General features: G+C 46.1%; 20 protein-coding genes. 2 read left to right on the top strand and 18 right to left on the bottom strand.

Annotated elements, in window-relative coordinates; all coding sequences use genetic code 11:
* Window positions 1–553 precede the first annotated feature (553 nt).
* The gene (locus EIZ58_RS11480; protein WP_134700924.1) at window positions 554–1,648 is read left to right on the top strand and encodes a GerAB/ArcD/ProY family transporter; all 1,095 of its coding nucleotides are present in this window, start codon (window positions 554–556) and stop codon (window positions 1,646–1,648) included.
* A gap of 65 nt (window positions 1,649–1,713) precedes the next feature.
* On the opposite strand, the gene EIZ58_RS11475 is transcribed toward EIZ58_RS11480, so the two are convergent.
* From EIZ58_RS11475 to EIZ58_RS11395, 17 genes are all read right to left on the bottom strand, one after another.
* Window positions 1,714–3,801 (bottom strand): (Fe-S)-binding protein, encoded by a 2,088-nt coding sequence (locus tag EIZ58_RS11475; protein ID WP_134700923.1) that lies wholly within the window; start codon window positions 3,799–3,801, stop codon window positions 1,714–1,716.
* A gap of 54 nt (window positions 3,802–3,855) precedes the next feature.
* Window positions 3,856–4,833, bottom strand: a complete 978-nt coding sequence (locus tag EIZ58_RS11470; RefSeq protein ID WP_134700922.1) for an electron transfer flavoprotein subunit alpha/FixB family protein — start codon at window positions 4,831–4,833, stop codon at window positions 3,856–3,858.
* 13 nt (window positions 4,834–4,846) lie between these two features.
* The gene (locus EIZ58_RS11465) at window positions 4,847–5,614 is read right to left on the bottom strand and encodes an electron transfer flavoprotein subunit beta/FixA family protein (RefSeq protein ID WP_134700921.1); all 768 of its coding nucleotides are present in this window, start codon (window positions 5,612–5,614) and stop codon (window positions 4,847–4,849) included.
* A gap of 23 nt (window positions 5,615–5,637) precedes the next feature.
* Window positions 5,638–6,084, bottom strand: a complete 447-nt coding sequence (locus tag EIZ58_RS11460) for an acyl-CoA thioesterase (protein WP_134700920.1) — start codon at window positions 6,082–6,084, stop codon at window positions 5,638–5,640.
* A gap of 2 nt (window positions 6,085–6,086) precedes the next feature.
* Window positions 6,087–7,268 (bottom strand): acetyl-CoA C-acetyltransferase, encoded by a 1,182-nt coding sequence (locus EIZ58_RS11455; protein ID WP_134700919.1) that lies wholly within the window; start codon window positions 7,266–7,268, stop codon window positions 6,087–6,089.
* A 12-nt stretch (window positions 7,269–7,280) separates the two neighbouring features.
* Complete coding sequence (locus EIZ58_RS11450; RefSeq protein WP_134700983.1) at window positions 7,281–8,060, bottom strand: enoyl-CoA hydratase/isomerase family protein; 780 nt, start codon at window positions 8,058–8,060, stop codon at window positions 7,281–7,283.
* A gap of 16 nt (window positions 8,061–8,076) precedes the next feature.
* A complete protein-coding gene (locus EIZ58_RS11445; protein WP_134700918.1) occupies window positions 8,077–8,934 on the bottom strand; it encodes a 3-hydroxyacyl-CoA dehydrogenase family protein in 858 nt (285 codons plus the stop codon).
* Window positions 8,935–8,957: 23 nt separating this feature from the next.
* Window positions 8,958–10,094 (bottom strand): acyl-CoA dehydrogenase family protein, encoded by a 1,137-nt coding sequence (locus EIZ58_RS11440; RefSeq protein WP_134700917.1) that lies wholly within the window; start codon window positions 10,092–10,094, stop codon window positions 8,958–8,960.
* 174 nt (window positions 10,095–10,268) lie between these two features.
* A complete protein-coding gene (locus EIZ58_RS11435; protein ID WP_240689017.1) occupies window positions 10,269–12,464 on the bottom strand; it encodes a helix-turn-helix domain-containing protein in 2,196 nt (731 codons plus the stop codon).
* A 16-nt stretch (window positions 12,465–12,480) separates the two neighbouring features.
* Window positions 12,481–14,061, bottom strand: coding sequence for an MDR family MFS transporter (locus tag EIZ58_RS11430; RefSeq protein WP_134700915.1), 1,581 nt, complete (start codon window positions 14,059–14,061; stop codon window positions 12,481–12,483).
* A 17-nt stretch (window positions 14,062–14,078) separates the two neighbouring features.
* Window positions 14,079–14,264, bottom strand: a complete 186-nt coding sequence (locus EIZ58_RS11425) for an aspartyl-phosphate phosphatase Spo0E family protein (protein WP_134700914.1) — start codon at window positions 14,262–14,264, stop codon at window positions 14,079–14,081.
* 186 nt (window positions 14,265–14,450) lie between these two features.
* A complete protein-coding gene (locus tag EIZ58_RS11420) occupies window positions 14,451–15,953 on the bottom strand; it encodes a tripartite tricarboxylate transporter permease (protein WP_167577622.1) in 1,503 nt (500 codons plus the stop codon).
* 14 nt (window positions 15,954–15,967) lie between these two features.
* Window positions 15,968–16,420 (bottom strand): tripartite tricarboxylate transporter TctB family protein, encoded by a 453-nt coding sequence (locus tag EIZ58_RS11415; protein WP_134700912.1) that lies wholly within the window; start codon window positions 16,418–16,420, stop codon window positions 15,968–15,970.
* A gap of 27 nt (window positions 16,421–16,447) precedes the next feature.
* Entirely contained in the window at window positions 16,448–17,356 is a 909-nt protein-coding gene (locus tag EIZ58_RS11410; protein ID WP_167577621.1) for a tripartite tricarboxylate transporter substrate binding protein, read from the bottom strand.
* 209 nt (window positions 17,357–17,565) lie between these two features.
* A complete protein-coding gene (locus EIZ58_RS34805; protein ID WP_167577620.1) occupies window positions 17,566–17,817 on the bottom strand; it encodes a hypothetical protein in 252 nt (83 codons plus the stop codon).
* A gap of 52 nt (window positions 17,818–17,869) precedes the next feature.
* Window positions 17,870–19,132 carry a Rieske 2Fe-2S domain-containing protein gene (locus EIZ58_RS33250; protein ID WP_483296326.1) on the bottom strand — a complete coding sequence of 421 codons (1,263 nt, stop codon included), beginning with the start codon at window positions 19,130–19,132 and terminating at the stop codon, window positions 17,870–17,872.
* A gap of 80 nt (window positions 19,133–19,212) precedes the next feature.
* Window positions 19,213–19,998: an enoyl-CoA hydratase-related protein gene (locus EIZ58_RS11395; RefSeq protein WP_134700909.1), complete on the bottom strand. Its 786-nt coding sequence runs from the start codon at window positions 19,996–19,998 to the stop codon at window positions 19,213–19,215.
* Between the two features lie 265 nt (window positions 19,999–20,263).
* Here EIZ58_RS11395 and EIZ58_RS11390 point away from each other — a divergent pair, with 265 nt between their 5' ends.
* Complete coding sequence (locus EIZ58_RS11390; RefSeq protein WP_167577618.1) at window positions 20,264–22,150, top strand: sigma 54-interacting transcriptional regulator; 1,887 nt, start codon at window positions 20,264–20,266, stop codon at window positions 22,148–22,150.
* A 97-nt stretch (window positions 22,151–22,247) separates the two neighbouring features.
* Here the strand turns inward: EIZ58_RS11390 and EIZ58_RS11385 are convergent, their stop codons facing one another.
* Entirely contained in the window at window positions 22,248–22,688 is a 441-nt protein-coding gene (locus EIZ58_RS11385) for a GreA/GreB family elongation factor (protein WP_134700907.1), read from the bottom strand.
* Between the last annotated feature and the right edge of the window lie 150 nt (window positions 22,689–22,838).

Raw genomic sequence — 22,838 nt, 5'->3', positions numbered from 1 at the left:
CCAGCTGTTTAGTACAGTAAGTGAATTTAATTTAATGAAAGGAATTACAGAAACCATACGTCATGATTTTTTGAACACTCCGAGAATCAGCACAAACAAGCTGCAGCCCTTCTGGGCTGCCTTTTCCGAATCTGATAGGTCCTAAGCATGGTACCTTCCGCAACTACAGCAACGATGATGATGCCCGTAAGCATCCATTCGAATACTTAACCATCACCCTCTCCTGTCCGAATTAGGCACGGTTCCTTGACTTAACCACAGAACCATCTATCATATCATTTCCTCAACAACAAAAGAGCCTCAAGGAGACAGCCCTCACCTTGAGGTTTATTTTATTTCTGTCATTTTTACTACCGCGTAATTCAGCCCTTCACGTCACAGTACTCGCATGATAAGAAACTAGAATATGAATATCAACTTAAGGGAAAACTCACTGTCAAAAAGCGGAAATGGTACTCCTTTCCTGTTTAACCTTGAGCAGATTCTCGAGTTTCTCCGCTCCATTTATGAAGAGTGTATACAATAGCATTCTAGACGAAGGAGGAGTCCCAAAATGGAGAAAGGCCGAATATCCCCTATTCAGATGGCATTATTGCTCTATACCAACTCTACAGCAACAGCCATTCTTTTGACCCCTGGCATTTCGTTTCAATATGCGGAATGGGATTTATGGCTTTCACCCATTTGGGCTTCCCTCATCGGATTTTTGGCCGTATTACTGGCTTGGAAGTTGCATCAGCTGTACCCTAAAAAGACCCTGAACGAATATGCAGAGCTCATACTAGGGAAAATACCAGGTAAATTGCTCGGTTTGGTTTATTGCTTTTACTATCTTTTTATCACGGGGATTGCGCTTCGGCAGTATTCCGAATTGGTTGTCGGAGCCTTCCTTAATCAGACACCCATTCTGATCATAATGGGAACCATGCTCTTTGCTTGTGCAATAGCCATTCGCGGGGGAATTGAAGTAATAGGTAGACTATCCGATATGTTCGTCCCCATTCTAATACTCCTATGGGTAACGTTGGTGGTACTCCTTATTCCCGAATTGAATGTAAAAAATATATTCCCGGTAATGGAGAATGGAATAATACCTTCGCTTAAGGGAGCTCTGGTGACTCAGTCATATTATGCTTTATTCTTTTTTCTTCCTTTTTTGCTGCCCTATGTGAACAATCAAAAAAAAGGCCTTCAATGGGGCCTCTATTCAGTACTAGCTGTAATGGGAACACTTGTCATTACCAATTTGGCCAGCCTTCTCCTGTTCGGAAGCATTACAGGAAACTTCTTATACCCCGTTATGAGCGCTTCCCGCTATATTGGCTATGCGGAATTTTTTGAAAACCTAGAGGCCGTGGTCATGGCGATTTGGATCGGCGGTTCTTTCATTAAGTTAGGACTTATGCTTTACGTAGTTACGCTGTGTACGGCTCAATGGTTGGAACTTTCGAATTACCAGGTACTTTCGCTGCCAATGGCCTTTTTGGTTACGGTCATGGCTGTTTGGGTGTTTCCGAACGTTTCGGAAATGAGTCGATTTTTTGCCAAAGTCTTTTTTATGATGCCAACCTTTTTTGTTCTTATCCCAGCTGCGTTGTTGCTTACCGCATATATCCGCAACCAGATGAGTCTAGAGAAGACCAAATAAAAAAGAGGATTCGGCTAGGTTAATTAAGCGAATCCTCTATACTAAGGGAATGGAGTGGCAGCATTCTAGCGAGCTGCGCCTCTCAAAACCAAAGACCGCTCCACAATCTCTGCAATATCCAAGGTTTTCACTTCTCCTTCCACTTCCATGGCCTTCGTCCCATCATTCATCATCATCAAGCAGTAGGGGCAATTGCTTCCAATAGTTGTCGGATTCAAGCGAAGCGCTTGTTCGGTTCGCTCGATATTTACCCGCTTGCCTTGCGTTTCCTCCATCCACATCATGCCGCCGCCCGCTCCGCAGCACATCGCGTCCTCCCGATTTCGCTCCATTTCGAGAACCTTCACTCCAGGAATCGATTTCATAATGTCACGCGGAATATCAAAGATATTATTGTAACGTCCCAGATAGCATGAATCATGGTAGGCAATGCTCTCCTCCACCTCCATCGTCGGCTCGATTTTTCCTTCCTGAATAAGCTGCCAGATCACTTCTGTATGGTGATAGACTTCCGCTTCCAAGCCGAATTCAGGGTACTCATGCTTAAACGTATTATACGTATGGGGACATATGGTCACGATCTTTTTTACACCATAAGCTTCAAAATTAGCTATGTTTTCTTGCGCCAGCTGTTGGAACAAAAACTCATTTCCCATCCGACGAGCGGTATCTCCCGAATTACGTTCCTCATTGCCGAGGATGGCAAACTTTACACCGGCGAGATTTAAAATTTTGGCGAAGGATTGTGCTACCTTCTGACTGCGGTTATCGAAGGATCCCATCGATCCGACAAAGAAGAGATATTCGAAGTCTTCCACTTCCGACACCAGCGGCACATGGATATCCTCTCGTCCTTCTCTCCATTTGACCCGTTCCTTGCGGTTCATCCCCCAAGGGTTGCTTTGTCGTTCAATATTTTGGAAGTAGCGTGCAGCTTCGTGCGGCATGTTGCCTTCCGTCATGACTAAATAACGCCTCATATCAATGATTTTGTCCACATGCTCATTGGCCACCGGACATTGATCTTCACAATTTCGGCATGTCGTACAAGCCCATAACTCCTCTTCGGTGATGACATCACCAATCAACTGAGGCGTTTCAACCGTCGCTGCTATTTCCTGAGCTGCCGATCCCATTGCTACGGAAGGAGACGATGTAGAAGAGCCAAAAACAACTCCGGGCATCCATGGATTACGGGAGGTAACGGCCGCTCCTTTCTCAGTCAAATGATCCCTCATCTTCAGGATGAGATCCATTGGAGACAAAGTCTTTCCCGTTCCGGAAGCAGGACACATATTCGTACATCGCCCACACTCCGCACATGCGTACAAATCAATCAATTGCATCTGAGAAAAATTCTCGATTTTTCCTACGCCGTATTCCTCTACTTCTTCATCTTCAAAGTCAATTTTGTTTAATTTCCCTACGGGTCCAACTTTTTTGAAAAAGATATTAAATAAAGCGAACAGCTCATGCGCCTGCTTCGACTGGGGGACGAATACCAGGAAGGCAAATACGCTCAACATGTGCACCCACCAGAATACATAGAACAGCACAGTGGCTGCTGTCGTTCCGATGCCGGAAAACACCAGCGCAATTCCTCCTGAGAACGGAGCATAAACGAATTCGGGATGGTGGCCGAGCATCACCGTTTCGAAACCCAGCGAAAGCAGAATGGAGAGTGTTAGCGTAGTCAGAGCGATATAAACAAAGGCAGCTTTGCCATCCCGCTTCCACTGCAGCCGCTTTAACTTTTCGCCATAGCGCCTGTAAAAACCATAAACCACCGCGCATAGCATAAGGAAGGTCGTCCACTCTTGTAGCTGACTGAAATATTGATGTGCTTCTCCGAGCGGGAATTCATACCCTTTAATAAATCCTTTGATAATGAGTTCGATAAGTCCGATCTGAATGATAAAAAAGCCATAAAACAACACCAAGTGCATATAACCGCTTTTCTTGTCTTTAAACAATTTCCGCTGTCCCAACCCATTCACTAACACGGCATGGATCCGTTCTTTCAAGTTCGGTTCAAAAGCCGCTTTCTTGCCTAGCTTCACAAACAAATATCGGCTGTATACCAATTGAATAAACAAATAGACAGCATAACCGGTGAGGGCCAGGAAGGCTACTAAGTTTAACCAAGCTAACATTTTGATGACCTCCTTTTTACTTGTAAAAGGAAAAAAAAGGGGGCAAGTCTAGATTTAAACCGCAGCCCCATTTAAAACCTTTTTAAATTCTTCCGTCAATAAAGGCACGACCTCAAACAAGTCTCCCACGATTCCGTAGTCTGCTACTTGGAAAATGGGGGCTTCTGGATCTTTATTGATGGCCACGATCACCTTGGAATTCGACATGCCTGCCAAGTGCTGAATGGCACCGGAAATCCCACAAGCAATGTAGAGGTCAGGCGTAACCACCTTTCCTGTTTGGCCTATTTGCATTGAGTAATCGCAATATTCCGCATCACAAGCTCCACGGGAGGCCCCTACTGCTCCATCTAACACTTCGGCTAACGCCTCTAAGGTTTTAAACCCTTCCGCACTTTTCACCCCGCGTCCGCCGGAAACGACCACTTTCGCCTCACTTAAATCCACTCCCCCAGCGGTCTTTCGCACGACCTCTTTAATCACTGTCCGCAGTTCCTTCATGGCAGGCTGGAAAGGAATGACTTCAGTCGAAACAGGAGATTGAACCGTTTTGAAGTTATTGGGACGAAGCGTAGCGAAGATTTTTCCCTCGCGGAAGGTTTTCTTTTGGAACGCCTTCCCGGCATAGATTGGGCGGGTGAAAACAAGGCTTCCATCTACTAACTCTACTCCGGTACAATCCGTAACGAGCCCTGCGCCCAAACGGGCAGCCACTCGAGGAGCCAAGTCTTTTCCCATCGCGGTATGTCCGAGAAGAATCACATCGGGGTCCACTTGCCCAATCAGTTGAACGAAAGCTTGAGTATAAGCATCACTTGTATAGGCCGCTAAGCTTTCCTCACAGCTGGAATACAATTTGTGGGCACCATATTGCGAGAGCTCTTCTACATAGGCATTAGGATCTGCGCCAAACAGCAGGGCCCATATTTCTCCCCCGTCTGCTACTTGCTGTGCTACCGATAAGGCTTCTAATGAAATTTGACGAAGCTTTCCCTCTTTCACTTCGGTTAATACGAGAACTTTTTTACCCATCTTCGATCCCTCCTTAGATGACCTTTGCGTCGGAGCGCAGTAATTGGACTAATTCGCTGACCTGTTGTTTCACTTCACCTTGCAGTACGCGTCCTGCCTGTTTTTTGGGCGGCAGGTACTGCTCAATCACCGCTGTACGCATCTTTCCCTCATCTTGTGCGAGACCAAGGTCCTCGACCGCTAGCCTTTCCATGGGCTTCTTCTTTGCTTTCATGATGCCAGGAAGTGAGGGGTAACGCGGTTCATTCAACCCTTGTTGAGCCGTTGCCAGGAAGGGCAAAGCTACTTCTACTACTTCCACATCTCCTTCCACATCCCGTTCGATCGTAGCCATCCGATCTCGGATTGATAGCCTTGTAATAGTAGAAACGTGAGGAATGCCTAACTCCTCTGCTACGCGAATCGCCACTTGGCCGGACCCCGAATCCACGGCCATATTGCCGCCTAGTATAAGATCGAACGCTCGTCCTTTGATCGCTGCGGCAATCCATTTCGCAACCACGTATTCATCTGCTTCCTTTCCATCTTGTTCGATAAGAACAGCCTTGTCTGCCCCCATCGCCAGCGCGGTTCGCAGGGCACTCTCTGAACGTGCAGGTCCCACCGTCAAGACGGTCACTTCCCCGCCTATCTCCTCTTTCCATTTCACTGCTTCTTCGATGGCATACTCGTCATAAGGATTAATGATGAACTCCACTCCATCCTCACTGATCTGTCCATTTTGTACCACAATTTTTTCTTCGGTATCAAAGGTTTGTTTTAATAAAACGAGGATATTCATCCGTCACTTCCCTCCCTGCATATTTATGCACTTAGCCATGGATTTTTCTGTGTCTCCACAGGTCTATCTGACATCAGCAGTTCTCTGACTCCATCCGGAATCGGCACGGCTTGGATTCCATGCTCAAATCGCTTCACCCAGCCTCGTATCTCATAACCATGGCCTGTCCTAGTCTCACCACGATAAACTTCGTGTTCAAATCGAATCGTCTTGGTCTTTATTTCTGCCACAACCGTCTTAATCGTGATGATATCGTCATATTTCAATGGCTTTTCAAACGAACACCGTACATCGATCAGTGGAAGAATGATCTGTTCATGCTCATCAAGCTGCGCCATGGGCAGCCCCATCGTCCGAAACAGCTGATGACTCGCGATATCAAACCATTTGAAATAGTTGGGATAGTATACAATACCGGCCATGTCCGTGTCCCCAAAATTAACTACAAGCTGAAATTCGTTTTGCCTCATGTTTAGAGCAGCTCCCAAACCGCTGCAATCCCTTGTCCGCCTCCGATGCAAAGAGACGATGCCCCATACTTCTTGCCTCTTCGACGCAGCTCATAAATCAGAGAAAGGGAAATTCTTGCGCCACTTGCACCTAGCGGATGGCCCAAGGCAACGGCGCCTCCATTGACATTGCCTATCTCCGGATCAAAATCTAATAATTTCTGACATCCCAGGTACTGGGCCGCAAAGGCTTCATTAATTTCGATTAGATCCAGGTCGTGGACCGACATATCCGCTTTTGACAAGGCCTGCTGGATAGCAGATACCGGTCCGATGCCCATCAATGTAGGCTCCACCCCGGTTATTCCCCAGGAAACCAGACGCGCCAATGGCTTCAGGTTCCTTCTTTGCGCATAGTCCGCTGAAGCCAGGACAACGGCTGCTGCGCCATCGTTGATCCCACTTGCATTTCCAGCTGTCACGATCCCGTCTTTCCTAAACCGCGCCGGCAGCTTCGATAACGATTCCACTGTAGTTTGACGCGGATGTTCATCCCGATCAATCGTGATCTCGCCTTTTTTCTTTTTGATGGTCACTGGGGCAATTTCTTCCGCAAAATACCCCTTTTCGATGGCCGCTAAAGCTTTTTCATGGCTTTTTGCCGCATAGGCATCGGCCATTTCTTTCGTAATTCCATACTTTTCTCCAATATTTTCGGCGGTTATCGCCATCGTGCAATCGCCATAAGGATCATATAACGCTTCCCACAAATAGTCAGCCATCGGAGCCTGGCCCAGCGGGATGCCCCATCTTGCCCCGCGAATCACATGCGGGATTTGACTCATATTTTCCGTTCCGCCCGCTAGAGCCAATTGAGAATCCCCCACGAGAATCGATTGCGCTGCCGAGACGATGGCTTGCAATCCGGAACCGCATAACCGGTTTACCGTAAGGCCCGGTACATGTTTGGGAATTCCTGCCTTTAAACCAATATGTCTTCCCACAAATACAGCATCCGGGCTGGATTGGATAACATTTCCCATCACGACCTGATCGACCTCTTCCGGATCCACCTGAGCACGCTTCATGGCTTCTCTCGCACTGACAACACCGAGTTCGATAGCTGAAACATCACGAAACGATCCGCCGAATTCGGCAAAAGCGGTACGCGCCCCATCGATCAAAACGACTTCACTTTTTCCCATCTTTACTCCCCCTTAGGCTCCAACAAAATTTGGCTTTCGTTTTTCCACGAAGGACAACATTCCTTCTTTACGGTCTTCGCTTGCGAACGCATTCCCAAAGCAAACCGCTTCCACATCAAGGGCTGAATCCAAATCTACCTTCGCTCCCGTGTTCACCGCGATCTTCATCATCCTCATGGCCATGACCGGTTTATCCGCTAGTTTTGCTGCCCACTGTTTCGCAAATTCCAACAACTCGGTTAATGGCACCACTCTATTCACTAAACCAATTTGCTCCGCTCGAGCCGCATCAATCATTTCTCCGAAAAAAAGCAGCTCTTTAGCCAAGGTTTGCCCGACTAATCGCTGGAAGCGCTGGGTACCCCCTGCACCGGGAATAATGCCAAGATTAATTTCCGGAAAACCAAATTTAGAATTTTCAGAACAAATTCGCAAGTCACAGGCTAAGGCTAATTCAGCTCCGCCGCCTAATGCCAATCCATTCACAGCCGCAATGATCGGTTTAGAGAGACGTTCCATTTTAGCAAAGGTGGCTCGGCACATTTCATTTTTTTCTAAGATCTGCAAGGGAGTCAAATCCATCATATCCTTAATATCCGCCCCAGCGGCAAAGGCTCGGTCTCCTTTCCCTGTGAGAATAATGGCTCTAACCTGGCGATCCTGTTCAAGTCCATCCATGAGCTGCGATAGTTCTTCAAACAGCTGCCAATTTAAGGGATTATACGGAGGTCGGTTCAGCGAAACAATCGCGATCTTATCTTCAATCATACATTCCAATAGTTCCAATGGCATAAGTTGATCTTCCTTTCTATTTGTTGTAGTCATAGAATCCAGCTCCTGTCTTTCTTCCCAATCTGCCTGCTCTAACCAGCTGACGAATCAATAGGGGCGCTGCAAATCGATCATCCTTATACTCATCGTAGAAGTAATCCATTACGAACAGTCCTACTTCAACCCCGCCAAAGTCTTGTAATTCAAAAGGTCCCATGGGATAGTTCAGTCCAAGCTTAACGGCCTTATCCACATCCTCCACGGAAGCCACGCCCTCTTCCACCAAACGGATGGCCTCAATGAATTGGGGAATCATAATTCGGTTGACAATAAATCCTGGGGTATCTTTTTTCACTTCGATAGGCTCTTTGCCCATTTGTCTGGCCAACTCCATAAGCTTTTGCACCGTGTCATCACTCGTCTTATAACCGCGGACGACCTCCACTAGCTTCATCACTTGGGGCGGATTAAAGAAGTGCATCCCGGCTATCCGATCTTGTCTCTTGGTCGCTTCTGCAATCACCGTAATCGACATCGAGGAGGTGTTAGTCGCGAGGATGGCCTCTTCCGGCATGATCTCATCGAGTTGGGCAAAGACTTGCTTTTTCGCTTCCAGGTTTTCAATGATCGCCTCGATGACAATGCTTGCCTTTTTCATTTCTGCTAAATGGGTCGTACACGTCACTCTCTCCAGCACATCGGCTTTCTGTTCTTCCGTCATCTTGCCTTTGGCAATGCTTTTGTCCATCAGCCCTTCCATGCGCTGGACTGCTTTTTGTAAGAACATTTCCTCTACATCGCATAGAATGACTTGCAATCCGGATAAAGCTGCCAGATGAGCGATGGCTCCTCCCATCGTTCCTGATCCTACGACCCCTACCGTTTGAATACTCATGTTTATTTCCTCCATTCGTTGATTTAAGATAATATTTCCTTGGCGATAACGACTCGCTGGATTTGATTGGTTCCTTCGTAAATTTGCATGATCTTGGCATCACGGAAATACTTTTCAACCGGATATTCCCGAATATAGCCATAGCCTCCAAAAATCTGTACAGCATCCGTAGCCACCTTCATGGCTGTATCTGCGGCAAAGCACTTGGCAAAAGCCGCATGGGTTGGAGAGGGACGCCCTTCTTGCAGAAGATAGACGGCCTTATGGACTAGCAAGCGAGCCGCTTCGATATTCATGGCCATATCTGCTAACATAAACTGAACCGCTTGAAAATTGGAAATTGGCTTGCCGAATTGCTTCCGCTCTTTTGCATAGGCAACGGCCGCTTCATAAGCACCTTGGGCAATTCCAACGGACTGAGCGCCAACCATAGGACGGGCATGGGCCAGTGCCTTCATAAAGATTTTAAACCCATCCCCTTCCTTTCCGATCCGATTAGCAACTGGAACTCTTACTTCTTGGAAGCTAATAGAGGACGTGTCGGAAGCGCGCAGCCCCATTTTCTTTTCTTTCTCGCCTACAATGACCCCTTGAGACTCTCGTTCTACCACCAATGCGGTAAAACTTTTGGAATCCCCTAAACCTTTTTGCTTTGCCAAGACGACGTAAAAATTGGCGTAGCTGGCATTCGTGATAAAGCATTTATCCCCGTTGAGGATATACTCATCGCCTACCCTCTCAACCGTGGTGGACATTCCGGAAACATCGCTTCCTGCGCCCGGCTCAGTTAGAGCAAAAGAAGCATGTTCGCCTTCTACCGTCAATCGGGTTAAGAACCTTTTTTTTAATGCTTCGTCCCCTCCGACTTGAATCGGATAGGAAGCTAAGGAGTTGGCTTCTGCTGAAGTGGCAATGCCGGCGCAGCCTCTGGCCATCTCTTCAACGATTAAAGCATGGGAGACCTTGTCAATCCCTGGTCCGCCGTACGCTTCCGGTATCGCTAGATTATACAGACCGCATTCGCGAAGCTTTTGCATGATTTCGATCGGGAATTGTTCCGCTTCGTCATACTTCCTTGCTACTGGGATAATTTCTTCGTTAATGAATTCCTTCGCTAGCGCCTTTACGGCTTGTTGTTCTTCTGATAGAGTAAAATTCATTCTTCCATTCACCTCCAGATCAATGATTTATATCTTGATTATATAGAAGCTAACAAGCTCCTTATAGGTACATAATGCACGAAAAGAAACGACTAGATTGGACCACAATTGACCAATAAAGAACAAAAACGGGTTCAAAACTCAAAAGAGTGACCCTTGGGTCACCCTCATACTTTACTTGGTATAATATAAATCATAGAGCTTATAGGCAATCATCAGATTCAAACGGTTCTCTGCATTCTCCAGGTCAAGCTCCAAGACCTCTCTTATCCTCTCAATTCGGTATCTTAAGGTACTCCGATGAATATAAAGGGCATCCATGGTATCTTTTAGATTTCCGTTTTTATCAAGATACATTCGCAACGTATTAAAGAGATCAGCCCCTTTTCCCTCCGTATAATTCAATAAAGGCGTCAAGTATTTATTAATAAATAGGGTGGCCACGGAAGGGTCCTTCAGATTGTTCAATAAGGTGTAAGCCCCGGATTCTTCGAATAGGGCGAACCCCTTCTCGCGGAAACGAAGAGAAACCACATTATGAGCCTGCACGGCTTGTTTATAGCAATAATAGTAATCTGTTATTCTCTCGGCTTTCCCTCCCACTCCTAATGATACCCTACTCTTCGGATTCTCCATCGCGGCTAGCTTATTTAGGCGAAGATAAAGCTTTTCCCAGAACGAATGGACATCGTCCTGTTCTTTGACTGAAGGTACAATCAGGATAAATTCGTCTCCTTTTTTAGAAAGCATGATATCTTTTTCAGCCAAAGACAACTGATCCTTCATCTGTTCCCAAACCCATGATTTTTGGGCTTCACGATCAAGCAAATCAGAATGATTTTCCTGCTCAGCCAATTGAATCGTCAACACTCCAATCCGATGGGGCTGAAACAAGTTCCAATTAAATAGATTCGCATATTCTATGATTTTGTCCTGATCCTCTATTTTTTCCTCGAACAGCTTCCCAATAAACCCATCCTTGACTTGTTCCCTCGTATCCATTACCAATTTTTGCTTGATAAATTGGATCGCGTACACATTCAAAGCATGCTCAATCGTCAAGCGTAGAACATCATCAACATCTTCCTTACGGATTACTATTGTAAGATAGCCTAATAAGTCACCACTGCCGATGACAGGCCAGATCCCAATATCCGGGTTATTCTGATCTAAGCATTCCAGCCAAAGTTCGCCCTTTTTGATTTGCTCCTTTTGTTCTTGAATCCCACTTATAATTTCTTGAAAAGCACCTACACCCTTCCCCTCGCCAAGGGAAGAAATAGGTCGCAAAAAGCGGTCAAACAGGATCACGGGCCGGGAAAAAAGCGTACTGATGGTTTGCGTAATGACATCGAGATTTTCCCCTTCAACGGTTTGTTTAACGAGTCTCTGCTGATGGCCCATGAAGGTCTGCAATCGCTGTTTCAAGTCAATTTCCGCTTGGTACAAGCGGGCATTCTCCAGGAGCGCGGAGGCATGAGTAGATAGGAAGTCCAAAAGCTCAAGATCTTCCTCAGTAAAGCTTCCCTCCTGTTTTTCTGCAACATGCAAGACACCAATCGTTCTTAAATTAACAACCAATGGAACCGAGAGCTGATCCTGTCCCGCAGCTTCAAGATAAGGAAAGTAGTCCTTCAGTTCTTTATTTTTTTTAACTTTTATTCTTTCGGGCCGTTTCATCCATCCCACAGATGGCGGTTGAAAATAAAACTCATTGGCCACTTCATCATACAGGTAGATGCAGGAGAATTGGGCGCGTGTTCCTCCACTCGCTTGTTCGACTATTTTCTCTACCAGCTGTTCAATCGGTGTGCCCGGAAAGATGTTCTCGTTGAACCACTTAATTCCCTTCATTTTCTTTTGGCCCACTTCTTTGTCTTGAGCTAGTCGAATAGCAACGGCAACGTCTTTGCCAAACTCTAGAAAAATCCGTTCCGTTTCCGTAATCATTGGAACGAACTGCTGAAATCCTATCACACAGAATCCTAGACTTTCCTCATCATCCTTGACAGGAACCGCAAACCATGTCGTTAATTTCTCCCGCTTCATGAGTTTATGGAACTCGCAAGGATTGTCTGCCTCGATCCGCTCAGTGTCCCACCCTGTCTCTCCAAGATTAGAAGAGCATCGATCCAGTCGCATCGGAAAAGCCGTCTCAAACTGTTTGGTTCCACCCTTCCACGCTTTAGGTATCAATACCTGATTATCCTTTAGAATGATAGCAACAAAGTCGCAAGTAAACTCCATCCAAAAGGAGTCTAGCAAATAATTTAAGGTTTCTTCCAGCGTATCAAATTTGACAAGATGCCTAGCCGTACGTCGAAGATGTGTCTCAATTCTTTCAATTAAAGCCTCTCGTTTGCTGCTCAAGGAATAACCTCCTTCATTACAAACTTTGCTCATTTCCCACCGCTGCTGATTGCTGTTCCTCATTTGAGGTTCGAAGCGGAAGCTCTTTTAAGAACGTAGTAGCCAGAAATGCTAAAGCCACCACGATCGTTGCAAACAAAAACACCTCGGTAAGGGCATAATCGAGAGCATCCCTAGATAGGCTAATAAACTGTTCAAAACTCGTCAGCATTTCTGGAGAGAGCTGGCTTTTTATATCCTCCATCGCTTCTGCGTTCATAAGGTGCTGCGGATTCAACTCAACTTCCAAGGGATTTTCTTCCATGGGGGAAATCAAAGGGGGTGAGAGCTTCTCTGCCATCCGAGAGGTGAGTATAAATCCCATGACTGAAACCCCAATTGTCCCTCCCATTTGCCTAAACATCTGGACGCATGCGGTAGCAACCCCTAAATCCTTGTGCTCCACAGCATTTTGAACCGTCAAAGTGAAAACCGGCATGGTAAAGCCTATCCCTATACCACAAACAATTAAACTGTAGGTCAACAGAGAGAGTTCCGTGTCAGACGCCAACTGAGAAATCATAAATAAACCTAAAGTCATCAGCGAAAAGCCAACCAGCGCCAGGGCCTTATACCTCCCTGTACGGGTAATATATTGCCCTGCAGCAGCACTGCATAATACCATAGAGACGGTCATTATCATTTCCATGATCCCTGAAGTCGTGGCCGATTTGCCCAGCACCCCTTGGACATAAAACGGAATATACATAATTAGGCCAAACAAGCCCATACCAAACAACAGCAAAACCATGCACGATATGGTGACGACACGGTGCTTAAATAAATAAAGGGGGATTACAGGACTTTCTGCTCTCTTTTCAATTACGATTAATAGGGAGAGGGACACGAAAGAAACAAAAAATAACCCGATGATTTCAACCGAGATCCACGAGTACTCCGTGCCCGCCCAGCTAAATCCTAATAGAATGGAAAGAATCGCTATCGATAAAACAAAGGCCCCTAAATAATCGATTTTTTCTTTCGGTTTACGTTTAACTTGAGGATAAAGCTTGAATATCATGAAGAAAGCAACCGCACCAATCGGGAGAAACATCCAGAATACCCACGACCAATCCATCCGATCAACTACGTACCCTCCCAATGTCGGCCCAAATAAACTAGAGACCCCTAGCATTCCCGCCATCACTCCCTGCCATCGCGCTCTTTCACGAGGGGCAAATAGATCTCCCATTGTTGTGAAAGCCGAGGACATAATCATCCCCCCTCCAAAGCCTTGGATTCCTCTGAACATAATGAGCTGGCCAATGGTACCTGAGAACCCGCACAGCAAGGAACCAATCATAAAAATGCAAATTCCCGCTAAGAGGAAGATCTTTCTTCCGTAAATGTCGGATAGTTTCCCCACCAAACTAGCGGTGATACTCGAGGTAAGCATGAAGATGGTAAAAGCCCAATTAAAATACTCCATTCCACCGATCGCTGCTACAATTTTCGGCAGAGAAGTTCCAATGATGGTGATATTAATCGATGAAAAAAACATAGCGGACATGACCGCTAACATGATCACCATTTTCTTTCTCATGTCCAGGTTCTCCATATCTATTGACCTCTCTATCAGCTGATCTTTCTTTGATTTAGTTCAAGGATTAGCTTTTGATACCGAACTATCAATCGATCGAGCTCTTGGCTTTTCGATACAACATCCGGATGTGTAAATCCCTTATATAAAGCTAAATGTTGCATATTCTCCTTTAGGCTTGCTATGTTTTTAGTCAAACTTACCAATTCGTGCAACAGCATCGTGACCCTCCTTTACCTGATGTTATATATAACCTAAGCAAATTTCATGCCAAATATGGAATTCCAACCATCTAGCAAGCCTATTCTTATCCACTATCGACTTAATGTCTCATATGAAACCTAAAACGTTTCATATGTTTCAAAAGGACAAAACAAAAAACTCCTCTATCACAGAGGAGTTTCATACTACACGCCCTTTTCCATATTTTGAAAATTTTTCTGTTTATTCTGCTTAATTGCATTCATAATGGCCATTGCAACTAAAGCAGCGATAATCAGGAGAATTAATAGAGAATATGGTCTTGTAAAAAATATGGAATAACTCCCGCTCGAAAGGATCAGCGAGCGTCGCAAACTGGTTTCGATCAGCGGGCAAAGAATGAAAGCAAGAACAAAGGAAGGAATCGAAAAATCCAGCTTCTTTAGAAGATACGCCACGATCCCAATCCCTAAGGCGATCCAAATATCAAAATAAGAGCCCTTGGATGCGTACACACCAATAATGGATAAAACCAGTATTACAGGAACAAGGACAGAACCAGGTACCGATAACACACGGCCAAATACTGGAGTTAGCATTCTTCCTACTAGATACATCGCAACGGTCGTCAGGAAAAATCCAACGAAAATGCCATAAACCAAAACAGGTTCTTTGGCTAGAACTTGTGGCCCTGGTTGAATCCCATGAATGATGAAGGCCCCCATAATCACGGCGATCGCGGCAGAACCGGGAATTCCTAAAGTTAGAAGGGGGAGCAAGGAACCGCCCACGGAAGCGTTATTAGAAGCTTCCGCCGCTGCAATGCCCTCAGGATTTCCTTTACCGAACGTCTCTGGGCTTTTTGAAAATCTTTTTGCTGTTGCGTAGGAAAACCAAGATGCTGCCCCCGGACCAAGTCCTGGGAATATCCCAATCACCGTTCCAATCACCGATCCGATCAACGTTGGTTTAGAAACCTCTTTTAATTCCTGTACGGATAAGCTTACCTTAATTTTTTGGGAATCGGCCCTATGGCTTTGGTTTAAATTTCCGTTGACCATTGAGAGAATCTCGGTAATGGCAAATAAACCGGTCACCATAGCGATGATACTAAGGCCATCCATCAGACTCAGCGATCCTGCTGTAAACCGTAAGGCGCCGGTAAATTGGTCCATGCCAATGGTTCCTGCCATAAGACCCAAAATCACGGAAATCGCGCTCTTCCATTTGTCATGCGAACTTAAAGAAGCTACCCCCAGCAGTCCCAAAATCCCAATGAGAAAAAATTCTGGTTCAGATAGCTTCAGTGCAAACGAGGCCATCGGAGCGGATAAAAACACCAGAACAAGAGCGCCGAACACTCCTCCGATAGTCGATGCGGCAAGCGAGTAGCCCAGTGCCTTTCCGGGAGACTTTTGCTTCGCCAGGGGATATCCATCCATAACTGTAGCTGCAGCGGCTGGAGTACCGGGAATCCCCAAGGTGATGGAAGAAATAGATCCCCCGTACTCAGCCGCTTGGTAAGTAGCCAACAACAAAAGAATGGAATTCAAAGCAGACATATTATAGGTGATGGGGAGCAGCAAAACAATCGCTACCATGGCTCCTAAACCCGGTAAGGCTCCAGCAAGCATGCCCACAAAAGTTCCCAATAGAATGGCGAATCCAGCCGAAGCCAGCGTTGAAAAATCAAAACTCAAGACCTCCATCATAGACCCCCTATTCAGAATCTTACAGCCATCATGACATCAAAAACCAGGTAAATAAATAGGGTGAGCCCCAAGGCAAGTCCCGTATTCACGGCCATTATTTTTCTCTTCAAGCCTAACGACAAGCGATAGAGCGTAAGTAAAAGCCAAAGGAAGATAAATAATGGAATGTAGAAAAATCCAAACGTACTCCATCCCAGGACAAATAGAACAGTTAATACTATCGTACCGAGGATGAGTCTGAAATTCGGAATGGTGATCCGCTTATCTTCCTTCCTCAACACCGTTTTTACCAAACTAATTACACATAAGAGAAAAAGCGCGACGGACAATAGGATAGGAAAGTAGCTTGGGCCAATCGCATCTTGGTTTCCTGATGAAGACAGACTTCTAGCATTCATCAAATAGCCTATGCCTACTACAATGAGCAGACCGAGTGCTAGATAGGTTGCTTTTTTTTCACTCACCAAAAACTACCTCCCCCAAAATATCATTTATTTAATTTTTCCAATCCTTCTAAGTGTCTCACCATCGATGTAGAAATTTTCAGTTAAGTCTCTTTGGAATTCCTCGTCACTTCCATAATAAGGCTTCATCCCTACTTTGTTTAATTGCTCAACGACTTCCGGATCTTCAAGCGCGGCTTTAAATGCATCATGGAGAATAGCGGCTTTATCCATTGGTAGTCCTTTAGGCGCAATAATCCCCGTAATCCTGTTCTCCTCGATACTCCATCCCTTTTCCTTCAATAAAGGAATATCGTCAGTCTTTCTTCCGGATGAACTAAACAGCGGTCGAATCTCGCCAGCCTCAAGTTGAGCCTTAACCCCGGATGGAACCCCAATGGTTCCTTGGACATGGCCTCCTAATAAGGCTGACATCGCAGGAGCAAAGCCGTCATAGGGAACGACCTTCATCTTAATCTCTGCATCATGGTTTAGTCGTTCTAATAGATTGATAGCCCCAGGGACAGCAGACACAGAAAATTGGTCTGGATTTTGTTTTACATAATCCAACCACTCTTCATACGTTGTCCAGGGTGAATCCGCTTTCACATATAAGAAACCATCCACTTGAAGGACTCTCATAATCGCCTGGAAACTATCGTGAGAAAACGGGGCATTCCCATAATGGGGTTCCACGGTAATAGTAGATGAAGGAACAAAGCCAAGGGTATATCCATCCGGCTTCGCCTTAAGCATCTCTGCAACTCCGAGAATGCTGGAGCCACCTGGCTTATTGATGACAACAACCGACTGTACTTGAGGAAGGTATTTCGGAACCACCTTAGCCAGTACGCGTGCCACGGAATCATAGGCGCCACCCGCCGCAAACGGGGCAATGATTTCAATGGGCCTGTTTGGATAGCCGCTCTCCGAATCGGTGTTTTTTCCACTTGCCATATTGGGGTTGTTTTGTGCACATCCACTAATAAGTAAAGAGATAACCAATAGGTACAGACATCCTATTCGCCTCAAAAGGAAGCCCCCTTTCAGATGGTCGAACAGATCACTCCTACACCCCCTGCAATGGGGGCGTAGAAAACGAATTCGACATAGGTATTCAAATTATACAATCTTTCGACCTGAGTGTCATATAAGAATTATTATCCTTATTTCGGAGCTAAGCGCCAATCCATGTCCGCCGACATCACCGCGTTGGTCGAGCGAATCCCCAGATAATCAATTTCCTCGTCCAATCCGCTCGGGACCTTTCCTTCCTGGATGTCTCGAACTGCCTTCAGCAGATGCCAGCGGATCTTTGCGATCAACGCATCGCTGGACCCCAGGTATTCCTGCGTTCGATCCGAGATCGGCCCCATGCTCTCCGCAATGACGTAGTCTTCCACCAGCACCCCGTACATCCCCGTGAAGTGGGTGCCAAGCTTTTTCCGATCCTGCTCCCAGCGCCCTTCCTTATTCCCGGCATAGAAGTTGTCCGGAGANCCAGCGCCCTTCCTTATTCCCGGCATAGAAGTTGTCCGGAGATAAGTTATGGTCAATCCCAAATTGGCGCTCGGTTATCGCGATGTCCTCATACGTCAGTGGACGGTTATAGTTGTAGAACACAAACCACTGTACGCACTTGTGGTCATCGACCGGAATGACAAACGAAGCAATATGGTTTTCTTCTGGCGATTTTGGAATGAACGAGTACCACGGTTGCACATATTCGGAAATCCTTACGTACTTCGAGCCATCCGGCATGTCGCGCAACGCTCCCGCTCGGTAGCCATAAGGTTGGGGATCGATCACATAGCGTGGAGCTAAGTCGTGCTTGGTCTTGGAGACGGTCGCTCCGACCTTTTCCACCCACGACTTATGCAGCGTCGACACGTGCGCGGAATCCACCGTTCCTTCCAGTACTTGCAGCCAGTTGCAATCAATTTCTGCAATCCGAATCAAGAGATGCGAGTCCGGCAAGCCCGTAAATTCGAACGCAGGAAATTGCGTCGGTTCGCCCTGGCCCAGCCACACCCACACCACGCCGCCCGCTTCCCGCAGCGGGTAGCTCTTCAGCGGCACCTTCTTGCAAAACGATTCCACCCGATCCGGCGGCTCCGTCGGGGCGTCGATCACCTGCCCGGATACGTGAAACTTCCACCCATGGTACAAGCAGGTCAAGGCGTTATCTTCATTCCGCGCGAGCGTCAGCGACACCCGGCGGTGCGGGCACGCTTCATCAAAGAATCCCGCTTGTCCATCCTGGCCCCGAAACGCCACATAGTTATGGCCAAACAAGCGGATGCGTATCGGATCACCATCCGGCTCCAGCCGGGCCGCACGGACANCCGTAAATTCGAACGCAGGAAATTGCGTCGGTTCGCCCTGACCCAGCCACACCCACACCACGCCGCCCGCTTCCCGCAGCGGGTAGCTCTTCAGCGGCACCTTCTTGCAAAACGATTCCACCCGCTCTGGCGGCTCCGTCGGGGCATCAACCACCTGCCCGGAAACGTGGAACTTCCAGCCGTGGTACAAGCAGGTTAACGCGTTATCTTCATTCCGCGCGAGCGTCAGCGACACCCGGCGGTGCGGGCACGCTTCATCAAAGAATCCCGCTTGTCCATCCCGGCCCCGAAACGCCACATAGTTATGGCCAAACAAGCGGACGCGTATCGGATCGCCATCCGGCTCCAGCCGGGCCGCACGGACCGCGGGCACCCAAAATTGGCGCATAAACTGGGCCATCGGGGCGTTTCCTGTGACTTGCGTTAAGAGTTCGTTATTTTCTTGGCTTAACATGGTAACCCTCTCCTTTACACTTCACTAAACTGTGGCTGCCTTTTCTCCAGAAAGGCTTTGACTCCTTCTTTATAGTCCGTGGATGCATAGGATCCCGAAACTAATTCACTTATCTCCGCTGTTTCCTTTGTTGCACCATTCATAACTTCCTTAATAATTATTTTGGCTCCTTTAATGGTCTTTTGAGCTCGTGTGGTCAGAAGCTGCGCATAGGCGTAGGTCTTCTCAACAATCTCTTCACTAGAGTAAATTCGGTCAATCAAGCCATATTGATAAGCTTCTTGCGCTCCAAGCTCACGTCCAGAGTACAGCATATCCTTCGCTCTAGCAGGACCGACTAAATCAACGAGATTCTTTGTCCCGGAAAAAGTATAAATAATGCCTAACTTGGCCGGTGTGATCCCAAAGATCCCGGTTTCCGAACTAAATTTCAGGTCGCAAGCCAGGGCCAGAATACAACCTCCTCCGATGCAATATTTTTGAACCATCGCGATCGTTGGCTTCGAGAATCGGGAGAGCGCGGCTTCCGCCTCGATAACGGCCTCGTTATACTTTCGCTCGCCCTCGTCCGTCGCACGCAAGGTCGTGAACTCAGCAATATCTGCACCCGCAACAAAAGCACTGTCATCAACTCCTCGAAGGACCAAAACTTTCATCTTGTCATCACGTTCTACATCGTCTAGCAATCCTGGAAGCGCATGCCACATATCATAGTTGAACGCGTTCCTTTTATCAGGGCGATTAATGTAGAGCGTTGCTATCGCTCCTTCTTTCTCAACATACAGGTACTCTCTACTCATGGTTAAATCTCTCCCAGGTTGTGTTTAAATTTGCCGGACATCTGGTTGCATCCGCCTCCTTTCGGCTCTTCGGTTCCGTTTGGTCTCACCTATATCTCTAGCAATTTTAATGCCAAAGTTTCCCCCTATCAGATCAAGTCTTTTCGCCCCATGATCGAAAGATTTCGTTTCGAATGAAACAATCCAAGTTTCAATTGTTTCATTCTTTTCTGAATTCATGTATAATTGGTTACAAAATCCTACACTTATCTCCATGGAGGCTTATATGAATCCCAAAATTGTTATCGTTGGTTATGCTCCATTCTCCAGCCTAGCCAAGCAGGCTTTGATTAATCTTCCTCCTTGGGTTGAATACGAAGTCACCGAACTGCCCCTTCAGTTTCTTACCTCACCGGATTCCTTCCGGGATTTACAATCATTTTTTGAACCTGGCACGATTGTCATAAGCGGAGACCGGAGTGCATCCTACATCAGAAAAATGATTACAAACTTTGTTGTACAGGTAAAGGTGACCGGGTTTGACTTGTTAGAGCTTATCGACCAAATCGATGCTGAGGAAATCATTGTCATGAATTTCCGAGAAAATATTGAAGATATCTCCAGGTTCTCCGACCTGATAAAAGTAAAGATTCGACAAATCGCTTTTCAAGATTTTCAAGAAGCGGCTGCCCTCCTAGAGAAACTGCAAGGGGAAGGGGTCAAGCATGTGGTAGGGGGAAGTTGGGTCTGTGAATCCGCTCCCCGATACGGCATGCAAGGTGTCTTTTATTACACGCCGCGTTCCATGACCAGTGCTTTTCAGTTTGCTTATAATATCTTGAAAACCTATCGGACGGAGATGGAGAAGTTCGCTCAGTTCAAGACGATCGTAGACTTAAACCGTAGCGGGATTATTTCCACGGATGCCCACGCTAAGATCAAAATTATGAGCAAGATGACGGAGCAGCTCCTCGGAATCAAAAGCAAACAAGCAATAGGGAAAAATTTGCTTGAGATTTTGCCAGATCTCCAGGAAAAAAATTCCAATCTCCTAGGGAAGGAACCACAATACAACCTGCTTTTTGAGCATAATCAAAAGAAGCTAGCGATAGATGTTGTCCCGGTCAATTTGCATGGCGAAAATATGGGACACATCCTAGCCCTTGATGACGTTGCTAACTTGCAGGAGATGGAACGAAAGATCCGCAAAAAAATTAATCAGAAGCCAATGATTGCCAATTATGGATTTAGCGATATTATCGGGACTAGCGCAGCCCTGCAAGAAACGATCCTGCAAGCCAAGAAGTTTAGTCGAGCGAGCTCATCCATTCTCATTCATGGTGAATCCGGGACGGGAAAGGAGCTCTTTGCCCAAAGCATCCACCGGGCCAGTGCGCGTAACCAACAGCCCTTCGTAGCCGTGAATTGCGCAGCGCTTCCGGAGAACCTCATAGACAGTGAGCTATTCGGGTACGAGGAAGGTTCCTTTACAGGAGCCCGAAAAGGCGGGAAAATCGGTCTCTTTGAATTAGCCCATCAAGGAACCATTTTCTTAGACGAAATTAGCGAGCTCCCTTTGCATTTGCAATCCAGACTTCTTCGCGTCCTTCAGGAAAAAGAGATCGTTCGGATAGGCGGCGATCAAGTCATCCCTATTGATGTGCGGATTATCGCTGCATCTAACAAGGATCTGCTGAAATGCATCAAGGAGGGTGAATTCCGTGAAGATTTATATTTCCGAATCAGTGTCCTCCAGCTCTCTATCCCCCCCTTGCGCCGGCGCGTAGAGGATATACCCAAGCTGTTTGAGCATTTTATCAAGAGCAATGAAAGGCTCGCGGCCAAAGTGGCAGACATGGATTTCGACATGCTTCTTTCCTATCACTGGCCGGGAAATGTTCGAGAATTAGAAAATGTAGCGGAGCGTTTTCAGGTGCTGATTGAGGGGGAAAAGCTCACACGGGAAGTAATTCACAAAACCATGTATATGGCCCTATTCCCAACGCATTCTCTCTCCTCCCAACCGGAGGATCAAGAAGAAGAAACGGTTACAGAAGCAGAGCTGATTCAGCAAGCCTTGGCCCGCTGCGATGGAAACCGAGAAAAGGCTGCGGATCTATTAGGAATTAGCCGGACCACTCTTTGGAGGAAGATGAAAGGGACATCCCTTTAGTGATTTAGTGAACTACAACTTAAACAGAAAAAAGACTTGAGTCTTCAGATAGAGACTCAAGTCTTTTCTTTCTATACGGAAATCTACCAAATAATAGCTAACAGTATTGCTTAAATTCAATATCTTTGATGATTACATTAGCTTCGCCATTCGGTGTAGTAAGGCGGATTAATTCATTGATTCCCTTTAAAATGATTTGTCTTCCGATCGGTGAAAACAAGGAAATACATTTACTATCTGGATTTGATTGCTCTGGAAAACAAATCGTATATTGATCTAGTTGATTTTCCTCAACGTAATATAAAGTAACTTCACTCCCAATAAAAACAGTCTCTAATTTTTGAGAAAAGCTATAATCAAATTCTCTTAAAAACTTTTCCACTTCTAAGATATATCGACCAAAAAAGTTGTAATCTTTATCTTTAATTGGTGTTGCCGCCAAATACATATCCACTAGGTCAAGTCGATTTTCATCAATAAATATGAGTTGTTTTATCAAACTTCTTCTCAAGGGATGATTATAACTAAGGTTCATCATAGATACACCCCCTTACACGTTCTTCACTCTTAATAAATATTAATTCTAGTTTCATTTAGCATACCTCCCTAATATAAAAAGAGATCCCATTGCTTTGAGATCTCTACTTAAATATAACATGATAGTTTAACAGAATATTTAGTTAAAAAA

Source organism: Ammoniphilus sp. YIM 78166, assembly GCF_004522215.1.
In the GTDB taxonomy this organism is placed as follows: Bacteria; Bacillota; Bacilli; order Aneurinibacillales; family RAOX-1; genus YIM-78166.
This window is presented reverse-complemented; position numbering and strand designations above follow the sequence as displayed.